This is a genomic window from Bradyrhizobium valentinum (assembly GCF_001440405.1).
GTDB classification, from domain to species: domain Bacteria; phylum Pseudomonadota; class Alphaproteobacteria; order Rhizobiales; family Xanthobacteraceae; genus Bradyrhizobium; species Bradyrhizobium valentinum.
Genome location: NZ_LLXX01000090.1, coordinates 37,419 through 60,414 on the forward strand (window position 1 = coordinate 37,419; position 22,996 = coordinate 60,414).

Sequence of the window (22,996 nt, forward strand, 5' to 3'; positions counted from 1 at the left end):
GATGGACCGCTCGAAACTCTACCGGCGTTTTCGCACGCTCCTGATCGCCAACCGCGGCGAGATCGCCTGCCGCGTGATCCGCTCCGGCCGCGCCATGGGGCTCCGTACCGTCGCTGTCTATTCCGAGGCCGACCGCGACGCCATGCATGTCGCGATGGCCGACGAGGCCGTGCTGCTCGGACCGGCGCGGGCGCGCGATAGCTATCTCAACATCGAACGCGTGATCGAAGCCGCGCGCCTGACCGGCGCCGAGGCCGTCCATCCCGGCTACGGTTTCCTGTCTGAAAATGCCGAATTCGCGCAGGCCTGTCTGAATGCCGGGCTGGTGTTCGTCGGCCCGACCGCGGAGATGATGACCGCAATGGGCTCGAAGTCCGGCTCAAAGGCGCTGATGGAAAAGGCCGGCGTGCCGCTGGTGCCCGGCTATCACGGCGAGGCCCAGGACGAGGCGACGCTGGCAAAAGCTGCTGACAAGATCGGCTTCCCGGTGCTGGTGAAGGCCTCCGCCGGCGGCGGCGGGCGCGGCATGCGCGTGGTGAATTCGGCCGCCGAGCTTTCGGCCGCGATCGTCAGCGCCAAACGCGAGGCCAAGGCGGCGTTCGGCGACGACCGCATGCTGATCGAAAAATTCGTCCAGAATCCCCGGCATATCGAGGTGCAGATCATCGGCGACAGCCACGGGAATCTGCTCTCGCTCTGGGAGCGCGAATGCACGCTGCAGCGGCGGCACCAGAAGGTGATCGAGGAGGCGCCGTCGCCGACGCTCGATGCGACCCAACGTGAAGCGGTCTGCGCCGCCGCGCGCAAGGCTGCTGCCGCCGTGAACTATGTCGGCGCCGGCACCATCGAGTTCGTCTCCGACGGCAAGGAGGTATTTTTCATCGAAATGAATACCCGCCTGCAGGTCGAGCATCCCGTGACCGAGCTGATTACCGGCGTCGATCTCGTCGAATGGCAATTGCGGGTCGCGTTCGGCGAAAAGCTGCCGCTGGCGCAAAACGAGATCAAGCTGGACGGCCACGCCATCGAGGCGCGGGTTTATGCCGAAAATCCGCAGAAGAACTTTATGCCTTCGGTCGGCCGGATCAGGACCTGGCGCACGCCGGACGCCGTCGACGGCCTGCGGATCGATGCCGGCTATCGCGATGGCGATGCGGTGTCGCCGTATTACGACGCCATGCTGGCAAAAGTGATTGCGTGGGCGCCGACCCGCCAGGCCGCCATCGAGCGGCTCAACCGCGGGCTGGAAGAGACTGACGTCCGCGGCATCATCACGAACATCCCGTTCCTGTCGGCGCTGGTGACGCACCCGCATGTGCGCGCTAACACCATCGATACCGGCTTCATCGAACGCGAACTGAAGAAGTTGACGGAAGCCTCAAGCGAACCCGGCGATCTCGAGCTTTGCGCCGCGGTAGCCGCCATCGTCAACGACGAGCAGAAGGCGGCGCGCCGGGAAGCCCATTCGCCATGGCAAACCTTCGGCTGGATGCCGGTCGGACAGCGGCAACGCGTGTTTTCGTTCCGCCAGGGGCAGGGACCTGAGCAGAAGGTGATGCTGCGATACGGCAACGGACCGTCGACAATATCGATCGGCAAACACCAATTCGTTTTCGCAACCTCGCCTGCGGAGGGCGAAGGTTTCGACCTGACGCTCGACGGCATGAAGTCGCGCGTTACGGCTGTCATCGAGGGCCATGAGCTTTACCTGCGCACCCGCAACGGCCGCTTCGAGCTGCACTGGGTCGATCCGTTCGGCGGCGAGACCGAGGAGCACGTCGGCGAAGACAAGATCGTAGCGCCCTTGCCGGGGACCGTGGTGGCGCTGCTGGCCGAGGAAGGCGCGACGCTGGAGAAGGGCGCGGCGATCCTGACGCTGGAAGTCATGAAGATGGAGCAGACCCTGCGCGCGCCCTTTGCGGGCGTGTTGAAGAAAATCAGGTGCAAGGTCGGCGATATCGTCGGCGAAGGCGTTGAACTTGCCGAAATCGAACCGGCGGCGGCGTCATGAGCGACAGCGTTCACATTGTCGAGGTCGGCCCGCGCGACGGGCTGCAGAACGAGAAGACCCCGATCAGCGTCGCCGACCGGATCGCCTTCATCGAGGCGTTGATCGGCGCCGGGCTCAAAGCGGTGGAGGTCGGAGCGTTCGTATCGCCCAAGGCGATTCCGCAGATGGTGGGTTCGGCCGATGTCCTGCGCGGCGTCAGCCATCACGCGCAATGCGAACTGCCGGTGCTGGTACCTAACGAGAAGGGATACGAGGCCTCGCAGGCGGCCGGCGCCAAGCTGATCGCGGTGTTTGCCGCCGCGTCGGAAAGCTTTTCGCGCGCCAATATCAATTGCTCGATCGCTGAATCGATCGAGCGATTCAAGGCGGTGCTGGCTCGCGCCAAAGCCGATGGCGTCAGGGTGCGCGGCTACATCTCTACTGTGCTCGGCTGCCCCTATGAGGGCGAGATCAAGCCGCAGGCGGTGGTCGACGTCGCAAAAGTGCTGTGGGATCTCGGCTGCTACGAAATCTCGCTCGGCGATACCATCGGCGTCGGCACGCCCCTGAAGGCCCGGCAACTGCTGCGCGCCGTGGCGGGCGATGTGCCAATGGCCAATCTCGCCATGCATTTCCACGACACGTATGGGCAGGCTCTCGCCAACCTCTATGCGGGAATGGAGGAAGGCTGCCGCGTGATCGATTCCGCCGCCGGTGGTCTCGGCGGCTGTCCCTACGCCCCCGGTGCGACTGGGAACGTCGCAACCGAGGACGTGGTCTACATGCTCGAAGGCTTAGGCGTCGCGACCGGCGTAGACATGGCAAAGCTGGTCGCGGCGACCAATGTCGTGAGCGGACTGATCGGCCGTCCGCCGGTCAGCCGCGTCGCGGCGGCGTTGAACGCAAAGATGCGGGCCGCGAAGTAGAGCCGTTTATGCGGCCTTCAGGCCAACGTTCGGCAGCGACGGCCGGTTCTTCAGCGCCTTGGCCATCATGGCTTCGACCTCCGCCTTCTCGTGCGGCAGCAGCGCCAGCCGCGGCGGGCGGGTCAGCGCGGTGCCGCGGCCCATGATGTGCTCGCAAAGCTTGATGCACTGGACGAGGTCCGGCCGGGCATCGAGGTGCAATAGCGGCATGAACCATTCGTACAGCGGCATGGCCTCGGCATAGCGTCCCGCCTTGGCGAGGCGGAACAGCGTCTCGCCTTCGCGCGGGAAGGCGTTCGACATGCCGGAGACCCAGCCGACGGCGCCCATGGCGACGCTCTCGACGATGACGTCGTCGAGGCCGGCGAACAGGACGAAGCGATCGCCGACCATGTTGCGGGTATCGATGAAGCGCCGCGTGTCGCCGGAGGAGTCCTTGAAGCAGACCACCGTTTCGACGTCGGCGAGGGTGGCGAGAATGTCAGGCGTCACGTCGTTCTTGTAGATCGGCGGGTTGTTGTAGAGCATGACAGGCAGATCGGTCGCCGTGGCGACCGAACGAAAATGCGCGGCGGTTTCATGCGGCTTGGATGAATAGACCAGCGCCGGCATCACCATCACGCCGTCGATGCCGACACGTGCAGCCTCCTTGGCGGTCTCGACGGCGAAGGCGGTCGTGAATTCGGCGATGCCGCACAGCACGGGCACGCGGCCGGCCGCGACCGACTTGGCCGTCTCCATGATGGCGATCTTTTCCTTGCGCTCCAGCGAGGTGTTTTCGCCGACGGACCCGCAGACGATCAGTCCGGAAACGCCGTCGCGGATCAGGCCGTCCATGACCTTCGCCGTCGCATCGATGTTGAGCGACAGATCGTCATTGAATTGTGTGGTGACGGCCGGGAAGACGCCTTCCCAGGAAATGCGTGGGCTCATTGTTTGGCTCCGATTGGAATTGGCCGGCGGGTGCTTTCGATCCGCCGGGCTTTGACTTGAAAGAACGATGGAAGGATCAGAGCGTCGCGCCGACTTTGCGCAACTCGGCAAGGACCGGGGCCTTGGGCAGCCAGACCTTGTCGAATTCGGCAATGACCGCTTCGGTATCCCCGGCCGGGACCTGACGGATCGGGATCGGCGCGTTCTTGAAGTTCTCGATCAGCTTGGGCTCATTGCCGGCCAACTCATCGATCTGTGCATCGAGCGTCGACTTGACCGTCTTGGTGATCAACTCACGGTCGGCCGCCGGCAACGACTGCCAGACGCGGCCCGAGACGACCGCCGCCATCGGCATGAAGACGGCGTTCATCTGCAGGATGACTTTTGAAACTTTGTCGAAGCGCTGATTCCAGGAGAATTCCAGATCCGCCTCGAGGCCGTCGACCTGGCCGTTCGCCATGGCGTCGAATACCTGGGGCGTCGGGATCGGCGTCGGTGCAGCGCCGAGCGACGAATAGAAATCGCGATAGACCGGCGTCGGATTGATGCGCAGCTTCATGCCCTTGATATCGGTGAGACCAGTCAAATCCTTCGCCGAGAAAATGGCGCGCATGCCGGTGATGCCCCAGCCCAGGCCGATCGTGCCGGTTTCCTGCGGCAGCACCTCGAACAGCTTGATCGCCGCGGGATGGCGGACGAACTTCGCGACCGACGGTGTCGAGCGGACGATGTAGGGCGCATTAATCGCTGCGATATGCGGCACGCGCGAGCCGAGCTCGGCCGCTTGGATGAAGCCCATGTCGAGGGCGCCCGACTGCAACTGCTGCATCATCGCCGGTTCATTGCCGAGCTGGCCGGAGTGAAACACGGTCATGGTCAGGCGGCCATTGGTCGCCGCCTTGAGATCCTCGCCGAGTTTGAGGGCAGCCTTGTTCCAGGAATGGCCGTTGGGCGTGATGAGACCGAGGCGAAACTCCTTGGCCTGGGCAAGCGCGAGCGACGGCGCGAACAGCGGCACGGCCGCGCTGGCGGCAAGGAAGCGGCGACGTGAAAGAGGCATGGCAAGGCTCCTGAGCGTTTTTGCGGGTTTACTTGATGAGGGCGAGGGAAAGCGACGGGTAAAGCGAGAGCAGCACCAGAAGGATGCAGGAGATGCCGAACAGCGGCAGCGTCACCATGAACATCTTTCCGGGCTTGGCGCCGGTGACGGCCGCCGCAACGAAGAAGCAGAGGCCGACCGGAGGTGACAGCAATCCGAGCACCAGGTTGATCACCACGACGACGCCGAACTGGCGCGGATCGATGTGATAGATGTCGGTCGCGACCGGCAGCAGGATCGGCACCGTCATGATCAGTCCGGGAATGCCGTCGATGACTGTGCCGATCACCAGCAGGATCGCGTTGCAGATCAGCATGAAGCTGACCGGATCCTTGGCGACCGACTGGATCCAGCGGGCGGTTTCCTGCGGCACCTTGCCGAAGATCAGCACCCAGGAGAACACCGCCGCCGCGGCAACCAGGAACAGCACGATGGCCGCGTAGATCCCCGCGCGCAGCATCATCTGCGGCAGTTGCGAGAACTGGAACTCCTTGGTCCAGTATTTTCCGACGAGGGCCGCCGCCACCGCGCCGACGGCCGCGGACTCCGTGGCGTTGGCGAGCCCGCCAAGGATGCTGCCGACAATCACGATGGGAATCAGCAATGTCGGCGATGTCCGCAAGATCGTCGCCACCCGCTGCCGCGGCGTCTGATAGTCGGCCTTGGGGTAATTGTAGACGTATCCCATCAGCGCGATGACGATGCAGAACATCGCGGTCAGGATCACGCCCGGCACGATTCCGGCAATCAGCATATCGCTGACTGATACCTGCGCCAGCACGCTGTAGACGACGAACATCACCGATGGCGGAATGATCGGCCCGAGCATGCCGCCATACGCGGTCAGGCCTGCGGCAAAGGTCTTGTCGTAGCCCTTCTTTTCCATCTCCGGGACCATGATCTGCGCCATGATCGCGACCTGCGCGGTCGCCGAGCCGAGGATGGAGGAGATGAACATGTTGGCGAGGATATTGACGTAGGCCAGCCCACCCTTCAGCGATCCGACAAACGCCATCGCCATGTCGACGATGCGCCGCGTAATGCCGCCGCCATTCATGATCTCGCCGATCAGGATGAAGAGCGGGATCGCGATCAGGCCATAGCTGTCGACCCCGCCGAAAAGCTGCAGCGGGTAGGACTGGAACAGAACCGGGTTTCCCGATGCGATGATGTAGACGAAGCCGGCAAGGCAGAGACAAAGCCCGATCGGCACCCCGACCAGCATGACGGCAATGAACGCTGCCGAAGTGATCACTAGTTGACCCCGTCGAGTTCGGAGAGCTGAAAGCCCTTCGGCGGCGTGCGCGGCACCAGCTCGAGATCCTCCAGCAGGTTTGCCAGGCCATGGATGGTCATCGACACCGCGAAGATCGGCAGCGTCAGGTAGACGACCCAGGTCGGCCAGTTCAGGGTTTGTGTGCGCTCGGTGTAGAGGAAGTTGAATGTTTCGGCGGCGAGCTTGCGCGCGTCGAAGCCGGCGCGGGCGAGGCCAATCGGATCCATCCAGAGGAAGCAGGTGATGATCAGGGCCACGCCAAACACGACGACCATGGCCGTCGCGATCACCTTCGCGATCTTCTGATGTCGCGCCGAGAGCCGCTCCGTCATCATCGTGACCGCAAAATCGAGCCGCAGCCGCGTCATCGCGGAGGCGCCGATGAAGGTCAGCCAGACCACGCAATAGACGGCCGATTCATCGATCCAGTAGATCGGGAAGTGCGAATAACGGGTGACGACGTTCACCAGGATCAGCGCCGTCAGCAGATACATCAGGCACATCAAGGCGATGCGCTCGAAAGCGAGCAGGCGACTCGAGGCCCTGACAACGATCCGCCGGGCGCTGAGCGCTGGCGCATCCGCAATCGTCTGCTCGACCATAAAGAGCTCCGCTGCCCGTGAGATTTATCGTGCCAATCAGAATTGTATAATTTATACATTTTTGTCAAATAGAGATTGCGGGCCCGTTCATCAGCTTTTGCTGGGTCGGGACTACGTCAACATGCGAAAAGTGGGCCGCTTCGGATCGGAATCGGAAGGCCGGCGATGACGACGGAAAATGAAATGAAAGGCCCTCTGAAACACCGGACGTTGTCGGCCGCAATCGTCGATCAGCTCCGTCAGTCCATTCTCGACGGGACTTATCCGGCCGGCTCTCAGTTGCGGCAGGATGCTCTGGGCGAGGCCTACGGCGTGAGTCGCATTCCAGTCCGCGAAGCGCTGTTTCAGCTTGAGGCCGAAGGGCTGGTGCGCATCGTGCCGCAGAAGGGCGCGATCGTCTCGGAGCTGTCGCTTGATGAAATCAACGACGTGTTCGATTTGCGCCGGATCCTCGAGCCGCGTCTGCTGGCGCAGTCGGCGCCGGGATTTACAGCAAAGGATTTCGAGGGGCTGGACGACATCCAGAAGCACTTCGAGAAGGCGATCAAGGCGCGCAACGTCAGCGAATGGGGCCAGCTCAATGCCGACTTCCATATGGCGCTGTACGCTCACGCCCGGCAGCCGCGCACCAAGGCGATCGTGGTGGCGTTGCTGCAGACCAGCGACCGCTACACGCGCCTGCAGCTCTCCAACACCAAGGCGATGGGGAAGGCCGAAAAGGAGCACGCCCACCTGATCGAGTTGTGCCGGGCGCAGGAGATCGACAAGGCTTGCCGGTTTCTGGAGCAGCATATCGAAGCGGTGAGGGCAGACCTGTTGCGCGTGGTCGGTGGCGGCTCGATCGGGCTTCGTTGAAGCATGAATTTGTAGGGTGGGTAGAGCGGAAGCGAAACCCACCAATGCGATGGGTTTCGCTTCGCTCTACCCATCCTACGGAAGCCTCACCTTCATGCGGCGACGTCGCTGGCGAGCTTCAGCAGATTGGCCGACATCGCCGTCTTGGCACTGTAATCCTTCCACGCAGTGTCGCGCGCAATATCCCGCCACTTGCTGACGGTTGCTACATCGAGCTTGCTGATCTTGGCGCCGGCCTTCTCATAGACCTTAGCGACTTCGATATCGTCGTCTTGCGCGCCCTTGCGGCCGAACGCTTCCAGTTCGCCCCCGACCGAAATGATGATGTCCTGCTGGTTCTTGGGCAATCTGTCGAAGATTGCCTTCGACATCATCAGCGGCTCCAGCATGAACCAGTAGGAGGCGCCGGCGCCCGAGGTCAGCGACTTCGCGACTTCGTCGAGGCGGAACGAGATCAGGCTGGTGGAGGAGGTGATGCCGGCGTCGCAGGCGCCGGTCTGCATCGCGGCGTAGAGTTCGTTGGATGGCACCGACAGCACGGCGGCACCCGCGGTCCGTAGCACCATGTCCATTTCGCGCGAGCCGCCGCGCACCTTCAGCCCCTTGGCGTCTTCGGGAACGACGATCGGCCTGGTGCGGCTGGCAACGCCGCCGGCCTGCCAGACCCAGGTGAGAAGGATGATGCCCTTGTCGGCGAGGAAATCAGTCAGCGCCTTGCCGATCGGTTCCTTCTTCCAGCGCAGGCCCTGGTCGTAGGTCGCAACCAGGCCCGGCATCAGGCCGATATTGGTCTCCGGCAATTCGCCGCCGGCATAGGGCATCGGATAAAGGCTGATATCGAGCGCGCCTTTGCGCATCGCCGAGAATTGCGCGATCGTCTTGACCCGCGAGGAGTTCGGATAGACTTCGGCCGCGATCTCGCCGCCAGAGCGCTTGGCGACTTCAGCGGCGAACGTGCGGCACAGCCGGTCGCGGAAGTCGCCTTTGTCGATGGTGCCGCCCGGGAACTGGTGCGAGATCTTCAGCGTCGTGGCGGCATGGGCAGTACCGGTGCCGAAACGAAGGATGGCGGGCGCAGCAATCGCGGATGCGATGACATGGCGGCGTGTAAGCATGGTTGTCCCCTGCAAATTGGTCTTGGGCCGACGATCCAGCCCCAGACCAAAGCCTGATACGGCTGCGGCGTACACCCCGGAACAGCCCCGACCGCAGACGGCTCCATCAATAATGCGTCCGACCTTGGTACTCGCGAAGCGCTAGCTGCCATCAATTAGCCCGCTGTCAACTAACCGTGACAGCGGCAGAATCTTGGGGCTTGGCCAGTAACAATCCCGGCCGCGGCATCGTCGTCTGAGGAAGCGGCAGACGTCGCTTTCGAGAAACAATCTAACCCAAAGGACGACCATCCCATGACCACCACGACCCGTATCGGCCTCGGCCTTTCTGCCGCACTCGTTTCGCTCGGCCTTGCCTTCGCGCCAGCCGCCTTCGCTCAGGACAAGATGGGCAAGGACGACGGCATGAAGAAGGAGTCCATGTCCAAGGACGCGATGAAGAAAGATGACGGCATGACGAAGAAGGACGGCATGAAGCACGATGGCATGATGAAGGACGGAATGAAGAAGGACGGAATGAAGAAGAACTGAGTCGCGCCGTCGTTCCCTGCGACAAACGTAAGGCGTTTGCGCAAAGGGACGACGCGCAGCATCGGACCATCGTGCGCATTGCGCACCTGAAAATCTCGAGATTTCCGGAACTGGTGCTTATGCACCAGCCCGGAATGACGGGAGGGTTGCGCCGGCAAGAGATCGCGGCGCGCGTCTTGGTTACTTCTTCTTGCCTTTGCTCTTGCGTGCGGCGTAACGCGCGTCGCGCTTGGCCTTCTGCTCGGCCTCCAGCGCCGCCTGTCTGGCGGCCTCTTCTTCCTTCTCGCGCGCGATCCTGGCGGCCTCCGCCGCGGCGGCCTCGGCCTCGCGACGCCTCTGCTCGGCCTTTTCGGCTTCCTTTGCCTCTCTTGCCTTGGCGCGGGCGGCGGCCTGGGCTTCGCGCTCGGCCTGACGGCGCTTCACCTCGGGATCGTCGGCTCCCGGCTTGGCGCGAAACTTGTTCAGGATGTTCTGCCGCGCCTGCATCGCGGCCTTCTGGCGGTCCGCGAAGTTCGGTTCCTTGAATCCACTCATAAAAGGGGCCTTGTCGCTTTCACTCTTGGGGTTGGACGCGCCACACGCGCGGAATGGGGCCTAGGTAAGTGAACCCGGGGCAAAATGCCAGCGTCGAAATGGGGAAGGTAGAGCAGGGGAGGCTTGCGTGAACAGCAAATGGCCCAAACTGACGCTGATGAGCGGGATTACGTCGGGCTGGCTTACCAGATGGCAACGGCGACCGAAGCCCCCAGCCGGGCGCTGGCGATCCCTGAATATGGCCTTCTCGCCGGCGCGCTGATTGGCCTGATAGGCTCGCTGGTGATGCCTGCTTCGGAAAAGTAACCGCACTTCCGGAGCGTTTCCCAGCGAAGTGGAGACCGGTTCGCGTCAAGAAAACGCGTCAAATCAAAATCCGGAGCCCCGTTCCGATTCGATCGGAACTGTAAAGGCTCTAGAAATTCTCGCGACGCCCGCGGGGACCGAGAACGCGCGCGACCGTCATGACCGTCATCGCCACCTGATCCGCGGTCCGCTGCGCCTCCAGCCTGTCGCGGGCTTTCTCCCTGATCATGATCTCGATCAGCTCGAGCCGCTTGGTCTCGTCGACTGCTTCCGCCAGCAATTGCTTGTACCTGATGTAGTCGTAGCCCGTTTCCTGCTTATCCATCGCACGCCCCGCACACGCGCTCACCCGAATGTGCAGTGTCGATCAAGGGTTGTGACCACGCAACGGACTTACGTGAGTTATACCCATTTCTGCATCCAGCGGGCTCGTGCACAAACCCGTGTAGTGTGAACCTGTTCACAGGGGCTATGGCGGGCCGTTCCTATTCTTCGGGCTTTCAAAACAGGAGCGACCGCGCCATGCCACATAATTGGTGGACCCGCAAAATCGTTCTCGCCGTCACCGTCGTCGCGCTGGCCTGCGCCGTCGGTTTCGCCACGTTCGGGCTGTCCACGCCGGAGCCGGTTCTGAGCGCAGCCCTTGGTCCGGACTGGCAGTGCAGCCGGCTGGCCTTCGTCTTCACGACCTGCAGCCGGGTCAAGCACTCCCAGTCAAGGCCTGTCCGCGTCGCCAAAATCCCGGTGTGCGGAGGGCTGCGGACATAATAGGATCTGGCCGAAACGAAGTTGGCCGGAACTGGAGCTTCGCATGCAAAAACTGTCTCGTCTTGTGGTGGCCGCGTCGGCGGCGGCTGTCGTAATCCTGCCGGCCGGCGTCGCGCTGGCGCAGGGTGCGCCGAGCGGCGCGACTGACCCGGCAACGTCGTCCACTGCTGCGCCGGAAGCCGCGGCTCCTGAGAAAGAGAAGGCGGCACCGAAGAAAAAGAAACCGGCCAAGATGACCCGGCAGCAGGAGATCGACCGTTCGATCGACCGCGGCACGGTGCCCGCGCGTTACCGGAGCTCGGTGCCGAAGGAGTATCACCAGTATATTCCGTTCGACAAGCGGTAGAGCGCGGCGGATAGCTGCTCGCGTCATGTTCCGCGAACACGGGGTATCCGGTTCGCCGCAGCCTGACCAGGTCGTTGCAATGACGGTCGGGCAGAGTTTTGCGGTCTAGCGTGCGGGATACACGCAAGGAATATGCACACGCGCATCTCACCGTACTCGTACGGATTGGCCGCGCAGGTAACGACGATCTATAACGCGCTCGCTTGCAGCGGGGGGCAGGGCGTTCATCACGACGAACGCTACCACTGGAGGCCACGAGGCCCGGACTCCTAGGCACTCCGGGCCTCGTCTACTCCTGATCGCAGCGGTCGAGCCGTTTACCCGCCTTCAACCCGCTTCATCGGCACAATCACATTGGAAGAGCGGAACGCGGTGCGCGCTCATTGGCGTGCGTGCCGGTGGCCAAAGCGATCCGAGAAATTGCCAGATGATCAGCAGCACGACGATCACGAGCATGGCGTAGACGATCTTGCGGCCGATCCCGCTCATCGCACTGTTCCCTTCGGCAGCGCGCGGCTGAGAGCAACCGCTCCCGCTCATCCGGCCCTAACCCAGCAGCCAGTAGATGATGCTGGTCGATGCGCCGGCTAGACAGAACGCCAGCGCCATGCACACCAGCACCTCGTCGCGATCGAATTCAGGTGGTGGCGGGCTCAACGGATCCTCGCGCTCGGCCGTTTCCATTCATGTGACGGGGAAAACGTATCGAGGGCGCTCAGTTCCTCGCGCCGCGGGATTTCGGCCAGCTTTTGCGCGTTTCGGTTCCCTGGATGCCCGGATGCCAAAGTCTGAATTTGGCCTGATCATAAAATGGTTATGATTCAACGGCTTTTTAAATTCTCTTTAAGTCATAAATGAGTTCCTGTTGAGGTCGCACCGCCGCGCGGCCCGAATAGCCGGGCGCCGCCCCTTCACCTACCCCAGGGGAGACGCGCGCTCGGCTATTATGGGCACAACGCCGATGACGGGGACAAAGCCCGTTTTCGCCGGCAGGGATTTATGGCGGCCAACCAGCGATTCACCAGACGATGGCCTAGCGATTGCCGCCCGGGCCCGGGGCATTCGGCGACACCCGGAGGTAGTTCTGGCTGCGCTTGCTGCTCGTGCCGGCGCGGGTGACGCGGCACAAGCCGTCGCAGCCGATTGGGCGCGCGGCGCCGCGCGGTCGCGGGCATAGGGACCGCGGTCCTGCACTGGGCAGCGGATCTTCTTGCCGTTCTCGAGATTGGTGACGACGAAGATGCTCGGTGCGATGCGCGCCGGAGGTTCCGCCAGAAAGTTCCCGCGCGGCTTTGGCGCGGCGTGGCAGGCGTAGGGAGATATTGCGCCGAGTTGGAACCCGGATGATGCGTTGCGTATCTGGATCGCGCGTTGCTTCACCGGTGCCTTACAGAAGCTGATCGAATGCGATTGCGATTAGGGGAACTGTCAACGAGAGATCGTTAGCTTCGGATCTTCAAATCTATCACCAGTTAAATTTGGGGTGCCCCCTTGAAACAGATTCCCTCATGGTTGCATTATCTAAAGAGGTCAACCGACTGGAACTTTATAATCTAAAGAGGTCAACGGCCTGGAACTTTAAGGGTCTGAAAGAGGTACTTAAAGACGTACTTAATCAGCCTTATTCTTTCTGCTCACGTTTGCTAATAACGATGATAGGTGAAATCGAATCATGATTGGGGACGGTCGTGAACCGGAATGACTTCAAATCGATGTCCACCGATGAGTTGTGGGCACTCCACGAAGAGATTGCTGCAAGGCTTGCAGCCACACTCATCGCGGAGAAGCGGGTGCTCGAAGATCGCTTGAAACAGCTTAAGGGCGTTGCTGAAGCTGAGCGTACTAAATCAGGGCGGCGCCCTTATCCGACCGTGGTTCCGAAATTCCGGAATCCAGATCGGCCGTCCGAGACTTGGGCGGGACGAGGAAAGACGCCTCGCTGGCTGGCTGCCAAACTGAAGTCCGGCAAGCGGATCGACGACTTCCGCATAAGGCACGTGGCATAAACAGACTGGTAGCCGTCCGGCTGCCCTACAAGCTTGCGGCGTGCTTGCACTTCGGCCAATCGACGGAGCGGACGAGGTCGTCGTTCCGAACCGCCGCACGCCGCTTATGCGCGCGTAGTACTCGCGAACGCTTGGCCCTCCTGCCTGAAAAATTTCGGAGGTTTCGGCAGCATCCTTATTGTTGCCGATCCGGCTTCAGATGCTGGCGTCGCGGTCTGTCTTCAGCTTGCCTTGGGGCTTCTTGCCTTGGCGTCGTGCATCCTGCTGCTCTGGATGAAGCCTGCTTTCGCTGTCCGTTTCGAGTGCTCTGACAATTCCCATGCGTGCAAACAGCATGGGGCCGCGATCTTCGGCGGCATCAATGAGCATCTGGACAGCAAGCCGCCATTCCTGACGATCACGTTCCGTCTGAGGCAGGTTCCTGATGTAGTCGGCGGCGTCTCGCAGCGTTTGCGCGGGCGGCCCCTTCGGGAGTGGTACAGGCTGAGCGAACGGACGATCCCAGGACATGCTGAACTCCCGTTACAGGACCTTCGATCGACCCCAACGGGATGCGCCGGGACCGCAGGCCCAGCTTGGGTAGCCTTTCGGTGAGGCCGAAAATGGACAACGAAATCACAGAATTCGACTCGGAGCCTCGCCATTCGTTCCATTCCCAAGGGTCCCGCTTGCCGCGTTTTCCAGGTTCCTGGTACCTGCAGGCGTGTGTCTTGCAGGTGCGAAGTCGATGCGCGGGGCGTCACGGATTGGCGCAGCGATTTCCGGGTTGACCTTGGCTGCACGTCGATCAGTTCAGAAACGCAACGCCGACGAAATCGCCTTGCCGCCAGATCACGCGGCATTCGCGAACGGTGTGAAAATTGTCGAACGTCAATTCAAAATTCAGCGGCAGCAGGTTGAGGTTATGGAGTTCAATTCCGGCCCCGGAATTCGTGACGTCGTGAACTTGGCAGGTGAGGACCCCTCGCTGCGCGTCAAAGAACAGCAAGGCGCTTTTCGAGATCGTGGTCCTCGTAACAGATCGGCGTTCGACGTCCATCGGAGCTACCAACAGTTCACGCCAGGCCCTCGCAGGCAGAGGCTACCGAATTGCGCTCGGTCGGCAATCAGGTTCGGCCTTTTTCGTAAACAATCAATTTTAATGATCGCGGAAAGTCGCGTTCCGCGCGGGAGAATAGCCGTCGGTCGGTTCCATCACAATGCGCCCTCAAGTAGGCACAGCGTGCCGTCACTCGCTTTGATTGTCGATATGTCGCTGCGTTTCGCGCTCGACCGGGCGCCGCCTTGTCGTAGTTGCGGCTTCAACACAGCTTCGGCTGTTCCGTGCGCGGAACTCACAATCAGACTTGATGCGTTGGCGAAAGCCGTGACCTCTGTAATACACAGAGGGGAATCAGATGTACTCACGTTTGATGTGCGTGCTGGCGCTGTGTCTTGTGACATCGAGCGCCGGATTTGCTGGTGAACAGTCCGGGGTCTTGCGTCGAATTTCGTGCCCTGTCGTGCGCTACTACGTGGCGCAATACAGTGCATCCGCCGCCGAGCAGTGGGCGCGAAGCAAGGGCGCCAGTGATGCCGACATCGAAGCGGCGCGGCGCTGCCTGAAGCCCGAAACGACCCGAACGGCCAAGGCTCCACCAAAGCGGCCGCTTGCGCTTGGCACCTACGGCTGGTGAATAAAATAAATAGGGCTGTGAGGCTGCCGGGGCGCTGCGAGGCTGCTCCAGCGGGTACCCCCGCATTTCAGACTTCCCAGTCCTCAAATCCGTATTCGCGATAGATGGCGGCGCGATCGGTGAGGGGATTCAGTCGGCATTTCGCCTGGGCCAGATGCAGGTTGAGGGTCCCGGGCTGGCAATTGGCGGCCAACAATTTCCGGATATCGTCGATCTGCTGCCGCGATTGCTGCGTCGGTTCAAGCTGCTCAAGCGCGACCAGCGCCGTCGCCAGCGCTTCCGTCATGACCCACTCGTCGTGGCCGGTGATTCCCTTCTTTGGCATTACGACCCGCATCCTTTGTCAGGGCAACGGAAGCAATTCCCGGCCGACATCGTAGGCTCGCGTCCAAGTCGAGTCGAGAATAACGTCGAAATTGCGAATAGCGCGCCACGGCCAGCCTTATTTTGGGTGATCCCAACAGGATTCGAAACGGCGACCCGTGGCACAAGCAGCTCGGCGGCGCATGACCGATCAGTCCAGATTTTTGCGCTTTAGCCGCATTTGCGTATCAAACTTGAGGTCATATTTCCTTCCATCCGCACATACGGCATCGTCAACCTCGAACTGCTGATCGTCTTCGTCCAGCTCGAGCGTGCCGCCAGAACATCTCTCAGCCTGAACCGCAGTGGCTAGCCTTGCGCGTTCGTCCTCGGCAAGGCCGATACGGCGAGTATTGTTATCGATGTGATCAATCTCGCTGCGCCTAGCAACACGGAATTGGTTGTTGGAACGAAGCCGAAACTGCAAGAAACTCTTATTGCATCGGCATAGGCGAATGGCGATCCCAGCAGGATTCGAACCTGCAACCCACGGAGTAGAAATCCGTTACTCTATCCAGTTGAGCTATGGGACCGTCCGGGCGGTAGCCGCCCTGGGTATCCGCCTTATAGGCCTTCCTTATCTAACACTGCCAATATGAAAAATCCGCTTTCCCGCCAAGCCGGTCGAACCGATTTCCTCAAGTTCGCGACTAAGGCAGACGGTGGGCCGTTTCGCATGGTCCGCCCCTGACACAAAGCCAGCCGCCGCTCGGGGGTGGCCCGGACCGCTTGGACTGCCGACGCCATGCATGCGACCTTTTCGCAAGCCGATGTGACCGCCATCAGTCCGTCACCTTTTCGCGCCTTTTTTGACGTTACGCGGCCGTCGTCCGCGGCAGGGAGCCCATCATGATCGGTTTGGTTCGCGCCACAGTGATTTGCGCCACGCTGGCGCTTGGCCTGACGGCGGCAGGGGCCGCGGACAAGGCGTTCAAGCGTGACGAACTCGCCGATTCGGCGGTGAAGCTGGAGGCCCAGATCAAGAGCGAGGCCGGGCCGGTCGCGAAATCCTCCGCGACGCTGCGGGCCGATGCCGACGCCGCTTTCAAGCGCTCCGACTTCCGCGTGGGCTTGCAGATCCTCGGGCAGATCGCCGCCACTACGCCCGAAGACAGCGCCAACTGGCTGCGACTCGCCAAAACCATCTTCCAGATCCGTTCCGCCAGTTCCAGCGAACAGACATTCCTGTACGAGCGCGCCTCGACCGCGGCCTACATCGCCTATCAGCGCGCCGGCAACCAGGCCGAGGAGGCCGATGCGCTGGCCGTGCTGGGCCGGGCAATGTCCGAGCGCAAGCTGTGGCGTCCGGCGCTGGACGCGTTGCGGCTGTCGCTCGACATGCGTGAGGTCGCCGAAGTCCGCGGCCAGTATGAGAAAATGCGCGACCAGCACGGCTTCCGGCTTCTGGACTACACCGTCGATTCCGACGGGGCCTCGCCGCGGGCCTGCTTCCAGTTCTCAGAAGATCTCGCCAAGCGGATCGATTTTGCGCCGTTCCTGGCGCTCGCCGGCACCGACAAGCCGGCGCTGACGAGCGAGGGCAAGCAGCTCTGCGTCGACGGGCTGAAGCACGGCGAGCGCTACAACATCAATCTGCGCGCCGGCCTGCCTTCCACGGTGAAGGAGACCCTGCCGAAATCGGCCGAGTTCAACATCTATGTCCGCGACCGCAAGCCGTTCGTGCGCTTCACGGGGCGCGCCTATGTGCTGCCGCGCACCGGCCAGCGCGGCATCCCGCTGGTCAGCGTCAATACGCCGTCGGTGAACGTCAACGTGTTCCGGATCGGCGACCGCAATTTGATCAACACGGTGGTCGATAGCGATTTCCAGAAGACGCTCTCCAGCTACCAGCTCTCCGATCTCGGTAACGAGCGCGGCGTAAAGGTCTGGTCCGGCGAACTCGCGACCGCCTCGACGCTGAACCAGGACGTCGTGACGGCTTTCCCGGTCGACCAGGCGCTCGGCGACCTGCAGCCGGGCGTCTATGTGATGACAGCCGCGGCCAAAGGCCCCGGCAGCGGCGACGATGACGGCTCGCTGGCGACGCAATGGTTCATTGTCTCCGACATGGGACTGACGGCGTTTTCCGGCAATGACGGCATTCATGTGTTCGTCAATTCGCTGGCCTCGACGGAAGCGGTCGCGAAAGCCGAGGTGCGGCTGGTCGCACGCAACAACGAGATTTTGGCCACCCGCAAGACCGACGATGCCGGTCACGTGCTGTTCGAGGCGGGGCTGGCGCGCGGCGAGGGCGGGCTGTCGCCGGCGCTTTTGACGGTCACGAGCGAGAAGGCGGACTACGCCTTCCTCAGCCTGAAGACCAACGCCTTCGATCTCACCGACCGCGGCGTATCGGGGCGCGTGGTGCCTCCCGGCGCCGACGCCTTCGTCTATGCCGAGCGCGGCGTCTACCGATCAAACGAAACGGTTTACCTGACCGCACTGCTGCGCGACGGGCAGGGCAACGCTTTGGCCGGCGGGCCGCTGACGCTGGTGATCGAGCGGCCGGACGGCGTCGAATTCCGCCGCGCCGTGCTGCCGGATCAGGGCGCGGGCGGGCGCTCGATGGCCGTTGCGCTCAATTCGGCGGTACCGACCGGGACCTGGCGGGTGCGGGCGTTCACCGACCCCAAGGGCTCGTCTATCGGCGAGACCACCTTCATGGTCGAGGACTACGTCCCCGAACGGATCGAATTCGACGTCTCGGCCAAGGAGAAGATGATTAAGGCTGAGACTCCCGTTGAACTTAAGGTCGCCGGCAAATTCCTTTACGGCGCGCCCGCCTCGGGCCTGCAGCTCGAGGGCGACATGCTGGTCGCACCTGCAGCCTCCGGGCGGCCGGGCTATCCCGGCTACCAGTTCGGCGTGGCGGACGAGGAAACCGCCTCCAACGAGCGCACCCCGATCGAGAACCTGCCCGAGGCCGACGCCAATGGCGTTGCGACCTTCCCGGTGTCGCTCGCCAAGGCGCCGACCTCGACCCGTCCGCAGGAGGCGCAGATCTTCATCCGCATGGTGGAAACCGGCGGCCGTGCGGTCGAGCGCAAGCTGGTGCTGCCGGTGGCGCCAACGGCGGCCCTGATCGGCATCAAGCCGCTATTCGCTGACAAGAGTGTTGCGGAGGGCGACAAGGCCGAGTTCGACGTCGTGTTCGTCGGTCCCGACGGCAAGCAACTGGCGCGGGACGGCCTGCGCTATGAGCTCTTGAAGATGGAGTCACGCTACCAGTGGTATCGCCAGAACTCGTCCTGGGAATACGAGCCGGTCAAATCGACCAAGCGCGTCGCCGATGGCGACCTGACGCTGACATCAGATAAGGCGGCGCGGGTGTCGGTCTCGCCGGAGCCCGGCCGCTATCGCCTTGACGTCAAATCGACCGAAGCGGACGGTCCGGTCACGTCGGTGGAGTTCGACGTCGGCTGGTACTCTGACGGCAGCGCCGATACGCCGGACCTCTTGGAGACCTCGATCGACAAGCCGGATTACGCCTCCGGCGATACCATGGTGGTGTCGGTCAATGCCCGCACGGCCGGCAAACTGACCGTCAACGTGCTCGGCGATCGCCTGCTGACGACGCAGACCGTGGACGTCAAGGAAGGCACGCAGCAGGTCAAGCTGACAGTCGGCAAGGATTGGGGCACGGGCGCCTATGTGCTGGCAACGCTGCGCCGGCCGCTCGACGCGGCGGCGCTACGGATGCCGGGGCGGGCGATCGGCCTGAAGTGGTTCGGCATCGACAAGAAGACGCGCACGCTTGAGGTCGCGCTGTCGCCGCCGCCTTTGGTGCGGCCCGGCACCAGCTTGAAGATTCCGGTCAAGCTCGGCGGACTCAACCCGGGCGAGGACGCCAAGATCGTGGTCGCTGCGGTCGATGTCGGCATTCTCAATCTGACCAACTACAAGCCGCCGGCGCCGGACGACTATTATCTCGGCCAGCGCCGCCTGACGGCCGAAATCCGCGATCTCTATGGGCAGTTGATCGACGGCATGCAGGGCACCCGCGGCCAGATCAGGACCGGCGGCGATTCCGCCGGCGCCGAGATGCAGGGCTCACCGCCCACGCAAAAGCCGCTCGCGCTCTATTCCGGCATTGTCACGGTCGGGGCCGACGGCACCGCCGAGATCAGTTTTGACATTCCGGAATTCGCCGGCACCGCGCGGGTGATGGCGGTCGCGTGGAATGCGACCAAGCTCGGCCGGGCGACCATCGACGTCACCGTGCGCGATCCCGTGGTGCTGACGGCGACGCTGCCGCGCTTTCTGCTCAATGGCGACAACGGCACGATGAGTTTCGACCTCGACAATGTCGAGGGCGCACCCGGCGATTACAGCATCAGCGTGAAGACGTCGGGTCCGGTTAAAGTGACGGGTAGTTCGACCACGTCAGTCAAACTCGCGGCCAAGCAGCGGACGTCGATGGCGCTGGCGCTCGACGCCAGCGGCGCGGGCACCGCCAATCTCGACGTCGACATCAAGGGCCCGAACGGGCTGACGCTGGCGCGGCACTATGCGCTCGACGTCAAGGCGGCGACGCAGGTGCTGGCGCGGCGGTCGATCCGGACATTGGCAAAAGGCGAGAGCTTGACGCTGACCTCGGACATGTTCTCCGACCTGGTCTCGGGCACCGGCAGCGTGTCGCTGTCGGTCGGCCTCTCCACCGCGCTCGATGCGGCAACCATTTTGAAGGCGCTGGATCGCTACCCCCACGGCTGTTCCGAGCAGATCACCAGCCGGGCGATGCCGCTGCTCTATGTCAACGATCTCGCGGCCGGCGCGCATCTGGCGATGGATACCGCCGTCGACCAGCGCATCAGGGACGCCATCGAACGCTTGCTGGCGCGGCAGGGCTCGAACGGTTCGTTCGGACTGTGGTCGACGGGCGGCGACGACGCCTGGCTCGATGCCTACGTGACCGACTTCCTGACCCGAGCCCGCGAAAAGGGCTTTGCGGTGCCGGACGTGCTGTTCAAGAACGCGCTCGAGCGTATCAGGAACTCCGTGGTCAACGCCAACGAGCCGGAGAAGGACGGCGGCCGCGATCTGGCCTATGGACTCTACGTGCTCGCCCGCAATGGTGCCGCGCCAATCGGCGACCTCCGCTATCTCGCCGACACCAAGCTGAACAACCTCGCGACCCCGATTGCGAAATCGCAGCTTGCGGCGGCGCTGGCCTTGGTCGGCGACAAGACGCGGGCGGAGCGGGTCTATGGCGCGGCACTCGATGCGCTGGCGCCAAAACCCGTACTTGAGTTCGGCCGCGTCGACTACGGCTCGGCGCTGCGCGACGCGGCGGCGCTGGTCTCGCTCGCCAGCGAAGGCAACGCGCCGCGGGCGACGCTGACGCAGGCCGTCCAGCGCGTCGAAGTGGCGCGGGGGCTTTCGCCCTACACCTCGACGCAGGAGAATGCGTGGCTCGTGCTGGCCGCGCGTGCGCTATCGAAGGAAACGCTGGCGCTGGATATCGATGGATCGCCGGTCAAGGCGGCGGTCTATCGCAGCTACAAGGCCGAGGCGATGGCCGGCAAGCCGGTCAAGATCACCAACACCGGCGATGCGCCGCTGCAGGCGGTGGTCTCGGTCTCGGGTTCGCCTGTTACCCCTGAGCCCGCGGCCTCCAACGGCTTCAAGATCGAGCGCAATTACTTCATGCTCGACGGCAAGCCGGCCGACGTCACTAAGGCGAAACAGAACGACCGCTTCGCCGTGGTGCTGAAGATCACCGAGGCCAAGCCGGAATACGGGCACATCATGGTGGCCGACTATCTGCCGGCGGGCCTTGAGATCGACAACCCGCGCCTGGTGTCGTCGGGTGACTCTGGCACGCTGGACTGGATCGAGGACGGCGAGGAGCCCGAGCATACCGAGTTCCGCGACGACCGCTTCACGGCGGCGATCGACCGCGCCAGCGACGACAAGTCGGTGTTCACGGTGGCCTACATCGTGCGCGCGGTCTCGCCGGGCAAATACGTACTGCCGCAGGCCTATGTCGAGGACATGTACAATCCCTCGCGCTACGGCCGCTCCGGCACCGGCTCGGTCGAGGTGCGTCCGGCGAAATGAGCGAGGTGGGCAGAAAAGACTCTCCGTCGTCATGCCCGGGCAAAAGCGCGAAGCGCGTCTTCGCGCAGATGTCCCGGGCATCCACGCCCTTTGGCGCGGACGGAGAAGGCGTGGATAGCCGGGACAAGCCCGGCCATGACGGCATTGGCGGTGGGCGCCGCCGCTTTCTGGGGATCGCGGTGGCTCTGGCCTTCGTGCTCATAGTCGTCACCACCGCCTTCGCCGCCTGGGTTGGTTCGCTCGGGCCACTCCCGCTGGAGCAGGCGCGCAAAGTCTCGACTACGATCGTCGATCGCAACGGCAAGCTGCTGCGCGCCTATGCGATGGCGGACGGACGCTGGCGGCTGCCGGTCGATGCGAAGACCGCGGTCGATCCCGGCTATCTGAAACTGCTGCTGGCGTATGAGGACCGCCGCTTCTGGTCGCATGGCGGCGTCGATCCGCTGGCGCTCGGGCGCGCGGCGCTGCAGTTCGGTACTAGCGGCCACATTGTTTCCGGCGGCTCGACGATCACGATGCAGCTCGCGCGGCTGATGGAGCCGCGGCGCGAGCGCTCGGTGTATGCAAAGCTGCGCCAGATCGTGCGCGCGTTTCAGCTCGAGCGGCAGCTCAGCAAGGACGACATCCTCGATCTCTATCTGGCGCTGGCGCCGTTCGGCGGCAATCTTGAAGGCATCCGCGCCGCCTCCATCGCCTATTTCGGCAAGGAGCCGAAGCGGCTTTCGCTCGCGGAAGCAGCATTGCTGGTCGCGCTGCCGCAATCGCCGGAACGCCGCCGGCTCGACCGTTATCCGGAAGCAGCGCACGCCGCACGCGACCGCGTGCTGGCGCGGATGGTCGAGGATGGCGTGGTGTCGCAAGAAGACGCGGCACAGGCGAAGGCGACGGCGGTGCCGCGATTGCGCAAGCCGATGCCGATCCTGGCGCCGCATTCCTCCGACGCCGCGATGGCAACGGTGACGGATACGCCGACCATCAAGCTCACGCTGGATTCGACCTTGCAGAAAACGCTGGAGGCGCTGGCGCGCGACCGTGCGGTGGCGCAGGGGCCGAACATTTCGGTCGCCATCATTGCCGTCGACAATGAAAGCGGCGACGTGTTGGCCCGCGTCGGCTCGTCGGATTATTTCGACGAGCGCCGTGCCGGACAGGTCGACATGACCCGCGCGGTGCGTTCGCCGGGATCGACGCTGAAGCCGTTCATCTACGGGCTCGCGTTCGAGGATGGCTTTGCGCATCCGGAAAGCCTGATCGACGACCGTCCCATTCGTTTCGGCTCCTATGCGCCGGAAAATTTCGACATGACGTTCCAGGGCACGGTGCCGGTGCGCAAGGCTCTGCAGCTCTCGCTGAATGTGCCCGCGATAGCGCTGCTCGATCGCGTCGGCTCCAGCCGGCTGTCATCGCGGTTGAAGCAGGCCGGCGGCAACCTTCTGCTGCCGAAGGACGAAGCGCCGGGCCTTGCGATGGGGCTGGGCGGCGTCGGCGTCAGCTTGCAGGATCTGGCGCAGCTCTATGCCGGGCTCGCGCGGCTTGGCGCGGCGCGGCCGCTCCGCGAGATCATGTTCGCCAACGACGATCGCGAGCCGATGCGGCTGATGGACCAGGCC

General features: G+C 63.1%; 23 protein-coding genes and 1 tRNA gene. 11 read left to right on the forward strand and 13 right to left on the reverse strand.

Translation table 11 applies throughout. The annotated features are described in order from the left end of the window. Position 1: 1 nt before the first annotated feature. Positions 2–2,011: an acetyl-CoA carboxylase biotin carboxylase subunit gene (locus tag CP49_RS13665; protein ID WP_057850763.1), complete on the forward strand. Its 2,010-nt coding sequence runs from the start codon at positions 2–4 to the stop codon at positions 2,009–2,011. Further along, the gene (locus tag CP49_RS13670) at positions 2,008–2,916 is read left to right on the forward strand and encodes a hydroxymethylglutaryl-CoA lyase (protein WP_057850764.1); all 909 of its coding nucleotides are present in this window, start codon (positions 2,008–2,010) and stop codon (positions 2,914–2,916) included. Before CP49_RS13665 ends, CP49_RS13670 begins: the two co-directional genes overlap by 4 nt. 6 nt (positions 2,917–2,922) lie before the next feature. Here CP49_RS13670 and CP49_RS13675 read toward each other — a convergent pair whose 3' ends face one another. The 4 genes from CP49_RS13675 to CP49_RS13690 form a co-directional block, all read right to left on the reverse strand. Then, a complete protein-coding gene (locus tag CP49_RS13675) occupies positions 2,923–3,849 on the reverse strand; it encodes a dihydrodipicolinate synthase family protein (RefSeq protein ID WP_057850765.1) in 927 nt (308 codons plus the stop codon). Between the two features lie 76 nt (positions 3,850–3,925). Continuing rightward, positions 3,926–4,909 (reverse strand): TRAP transporter substrate-binding protein, encoded by a 984-nt coding sequence (locus CP49_RS13680; protein WP_057850766.1) that lies wholly within the window; start codon positions 4,907–4,909, stop codon positions 3,926–3,928. Positions 4,910–4,937: 28 nt separating this feature from the next. After that, a complete protein-coding gene (locus tag CP49_RS13685) occupies positions 4,938–6,203 on the reverse strand; it encodes a TRAP transporter large permease (RefSeq protein ID WP_057850767.1) in 1,266 nt (421 codons plus the stop codon). Next, positions 6,203–6,826: a TRAP transporter small permease gene (locus tag CP49_RS13690; RefSeq protein WP_057850768.1), complete on the reverse strand. Its 624-nt coding sequence runs from the start codon at positions 6,824–6,826 to the stop codon at positions 6,203–6,205. The genes CP49_RS13685 and CP49_RS13690 overlap by 1 nt, the downstream gene beginning before the upstream one ends. A gap of 183 nt (positions 6,827–7,009) precedes the next feature. Between CP49_RS13690 and CP49_RS13695 the strand changes: the two genes are divergently transcribed. Continuing rightward, positions 7,010–7,681, forward strand: coding sequence for a GntR family transcriptional regulator (locus tag CP49_RS13695; RefSeq protein ID WP_057850861.1), 672 nt, complete (start codon positions 7,010–7,012; stop codon positions 7,679–7,681). Between the two features lie 92 nt (positions 7,682–7,773). Here the strand turns inward: CP49_RS13695 and dctP are convergent, their stop codons facing one another. Beyond that, positions 7,774–8,796: a TRAP transporter substrate-binding protein DctP gene (gene dctP, locus CP49_RS13700; RefSeq protein ID WP_057850769.1), complete on the reverse strand. Its 1,023-nt coding sequence runs from the start codon at positions 8,794–8,796 to the stop codon at positions 7,774–7,776. Positions 8,797–9,090: 294 nt separating this feature from the next. On the opposite strand from dctP, the gene CP49_RS13705 reads away from it, so the two are divergent. Continuing rightward, entirely contained in the window at positions 9,091–9,327 is a 237-nt protein-coding gene (locus CP49_RS13705) for a pentapeptide MXKDX repeat protein (RefSeq protein WP_057850770.1), read from the forward strand. 180 nt (positions 9,328–9,507) lie between these two features. Here CP49_RS13705 and CP49_RS13710 read toward each other — a convergent pair whose 3' ends face one another. Continuing rightward, entirely contained in the window at positions 9,508–9,861 is a 354-nt protein-coding gene (locus tag CP49_RS13710) for a DUF6481 family protein (RefSeq protein WP_057850771.1), read from the reverse strand. A gap of 123 nt (positions 9,862–9,984) precedes the next feature. Between CP49_RS13710 and CP49_RS44590 the strand changes: the two genes are divergently transcribed. Then, a complete protein-coding gene (locus CP49_RS44590) occupies positions 9,985–10,167 on the forward strand; it encodes a hypothetical protein (protein WP_156438384.1) in 183 nt (60 codons plus the stop codon). Between the two features lie 109 nt (positions 10,168–10,276). On the opposite strand, the gene CP49_RS13715 is transcribed toward CP49_RS44590, so the two are convergent. Next, a complete protein-coding gene (locus CP49_RS13715; protein ID WP_057850772.1) occupies positions 10,277–10,492 on the reverse strand; it encodes a hypothetical protein in 216 nt (71 codons plus the stop codon). A gap of 197 nt (positions 10,493–10,689) precedes the next feature. Between CP49_RS13715 and CP49_RS13720 the strand changes: the two genes are divergently transcribed. After that, a complete protein-coding gene (locus CP49_RS13720) occupies positions 10,690–10,935 on the forward strand; it encodes a hypothetical protein (RefSeq protein WP_156438386.1) in 246 nt (81 codons plus the stop codon). A 43-nt stretch (positions 10,936–10,978) separates the two neighbouring features. Continuing rightward, entirely contained in the window at positions 10,979–11,281 is a 303-nt protein-coding gene (locus tag CP49_RS13725) for a hypothetical protein (protein ID WP_057850774.1), read from the forward strand. A gap of 327 nt (positions 11,282–11,608) precedes the next feature. Here CP49_RS13725 and CP49_RS44595 read toward each other — a convergent pair whose 3' ends face one another. Continuing rightward, entirely contained in the window at positions 11,609–11,770 is a 162-nt protein-coding gene (locus CP49_RS44595; protein ID WP_156438388.1) for a hypothetical protein, read from the reverse strand. Between the two features lie 1,199 nt (positions 11,771–12,969). Between CP49_RS44595 and CP49_RS13730 the strand changes: the two genes are divergently transcribed. After that, a complete protein-coding gene (locus tag CP49_RS13730) occupies positions 12,970–13,287 on the forward strand; it encodes an H-NS histone family protein (protein WP_063791689.1) in 318 nt (105 codons plus the stop codon). 195 nt (positions 13,288–13,482) lie between these two features. On the opposite strand, the gene CP49_RS13735 is transcribed toward CP49_RS13730, so the two are convergent. Then, positions 13,483–13,797, reverse strand: coding sequence for a hypothetical protein (locus CP49_RS13735; protein ID WP_057850775.1), 315 nt, complete (start codon positions 13,795–13,797; stop codon positions 13,483–13,485). A gap of 277 nt (positions 13,798–14,074) precedes the next feature. Next, a complete protein-coding gene (locus CP49_RS13740) occupies positions 14,075–14,326 on the reverse strand; it encodes a PilZ domain-containing protein (protein ID WP_156438390.1) in 252 nt (83 codons plus the stop codon). A gap of 358 nt (positions 14,327–14,684) precedes the next feature. On the opposite strand from CP49_RS13740, the gene CP49_RS13745 reads away from it, so the two are divergent. Next, positions 14,685–14,963: a hypothetical protein gene (locus tag CP49_RS13745; protein WP_057850777.1), complete on the forward strand. Its 279-nt coding sequence runs from the start codon at positions 14,685–14,687 to the stop codon at positions 14,961–14,963. A 67-nt stretch (positions 14,964–15,030) separates the two neighbouring features. On the opposite strand, the gene CP49_RS13750 is transcribed toward CP49_RS13745, so the two are convergent. From CP49_RS13750 to CP49_RS13760, 3 genes are all read right to left on the reverse strand, one after another. After that, positions 15,031–15,288, reverse strand: coding sequence for a hypothetical protein (locus CP49_RS13750; RefSeq protein ID WP_057850778.1), 258 nt, complete (start codon positions 15,286–15,288; stop codon positions 15,031–15,033). A gap of 189 nt (positions 15,289–15,477) precedes the next feature. After that, complete coding sequence (locus tag CP49_RS13755) at positions 15,478–15,753, reverse strand: hypothetical protein (RefSeq protein WP_057850779.1); 276 nt, start codon at positions 15,751–15,753, stop codon at positions 15,478–15,480. Between the two features lie 29 nt (positions 15,754–15,782). Further along, positions 15,783–15,859: transfer RNA gene (locus CP49_RS13760), tRNA-Arg, on the reverse strand. A gap of 316 nt (positions 15,860–16,175) precedes the next feature. On the opposite strand from CP49_RS13760, the gene CP49_RS13765 reads away from it, so the two are divergent. Continuing rightward, positions 16,176–21,386 (forward strand): alpha-2-macroglobulin family protein, encoded by a 5,211-nt coding sequence (locus CP49_RS13765; RefSeq protein ID WP_057850780.1) that lies wholly within the window; start codon positions 16,176–16,178, stop codon positions 21,384–21,386. A 110-nt stretch (positions 21,387–21,496) separates the two neighbouring features. Next, a partial coding sequence (gene pbpC / locus CP49_RS13770; protein ID WP_420807610.1) for a penicillin-binding protein 1C occupies positions 21,497–22,996 on the forward strand: 1,500 nt, incomplete at its 3' end.

What these genes read in the sequence shown, in the direction of transcription:
- CP49_RS13665 (WP_057850763.1), top strand. Translation starts at nt 2, where the DNA reads ATGGACCGCTCGAAACTCTACCGGCGTTTTCGCACGCTCCTGATCGCC.
- CP49_RS13710 (WP_057850771.1), bottom strand. Translation starts at nt 9,861, where the DNA reads ATGAGTGGATTCAAGGAACCGAACTTCGCGGACCGCCAGAAGGCCGCG.
- CP49_RS13720 (WP_156438386.1), top strand. Translation starts at nt 10,690, where the DNA reads ATGCCACATAATTGGTGGACCCGCAAAATCGTTCTCGCCGTCACCGTC.
- CP49_RS13725 (WP_057850774.1), top strand. Translation starts at nt 10,979, where the DNA reads ATGCAAAAACTGTCTCGTCTTGTGGTGGCCGCGTCGGCGGCGGCTGTC.
- CP49_RS13740 (WP_156438390.1), bottom strand. Translation starts at nt 14,326, where the DNA reads ATGGACGTCGAACGCCGATCTGTTACGAGGACCACGATCTCGAAAAGC.
- CP49_RS13765 (WP_057850780.1), top strand. Translation starts at nt 16,176, where the DNA reads ATGATCGGTTTGGTTCGCGCCACAGTGATTTGCGCCACGCTGGCGCTT.
- CP49_RS13675 (WP_057850765.1), bottom strand. Translation starts at nt 3,849, where the DNA reads ATGAGCCCACGCATTTCCTGGGAAGGCGTCTTCCCGGCCGTCACCACA.
- CP49_RS13670 (WP_057850764.1), top strand. Translation starts at nt 2,008, where the DNA reads ATGAGCGACAGCGTTCACATTGTCGAGGTCGGCCCGCGCGACGGGCTG.
- CP49_RS13715 (WP_057850772.1), bottom strand. Translation starts at nt 10,492, where the DNA reads ATGGATAAGCAGGAAACGGGCTACGACTACATCAGGTACAAGCAATTG.
- CP49_RS13735 (WP_057850775.1), bottom strand. Translation starts at nt 13,797, where the DNA reads ATGTCCTGGGATCGTCCGTTCGCTCAGCCTGTACCACTCCCGAAGGGG.
- CP49_RS13680 (WP_057850766.1), bottom strand. Translation starts at nt 4,909, where the DNA reads ATGCCTCTTTCACGTCGCCGCTTCCTTGCCGCCAGCGCGGCCGTGCCG.
- CP49_RS13745 (WP_057850777.1), top strand. Translation starts at nt 14,685, where the DNA reads ATGTACTCACGTTTGATGTGCGTGCTGGCGCTGTGTCTTGTGACATCG.
- CP49_RS13690 (WP_057850768.1), bottom strand. Translation starts at nt 6,826, where the DNA reads ATGGTCGAGCAGACGATTGCGGATGCGCCAGCGCTCAGCGCCCGGCGG.
- dctP (WP_057850769.1), bottom strand. Translation starts at nt 8,796, where the DNA reads ATGCTTACACGCCGCCATGTCATCGCATCCGCGATTGCTGCGCCCGCC.
- CP49_RS44595 (WP_156438388.1), bottom strand. Translation starts at nt 11,770, where the DNA reads ATGAGCGGGATCGGCCGCAAGATCGTCTACGCCATGCTCGTGATCGTC.
- CP49_RS13750 (WP_057850778.1), bottom strand. Translation starts at nt 15,288, where the DNA reads ATGCCAAAGAAGGGAATCACCGGCCACGACGAGTGGGTCATGACGGAA.
- CP49_RS13695 (WP_057850861.1), top strand. Translation starts at nt 7,010, where the DNA reads ATGAAAGGCCCTCTGAAACACCGGACGTTGTCGGCCGCAATCGTCGAT.
- CP49_RS13705 (WP_057850770.1), top strand. Translation starts at nt 9,091, where the DNA reads ATGACCACCACGACCCGTATCGGCCTCGGCCTTTCTGCCGCACTCGTT.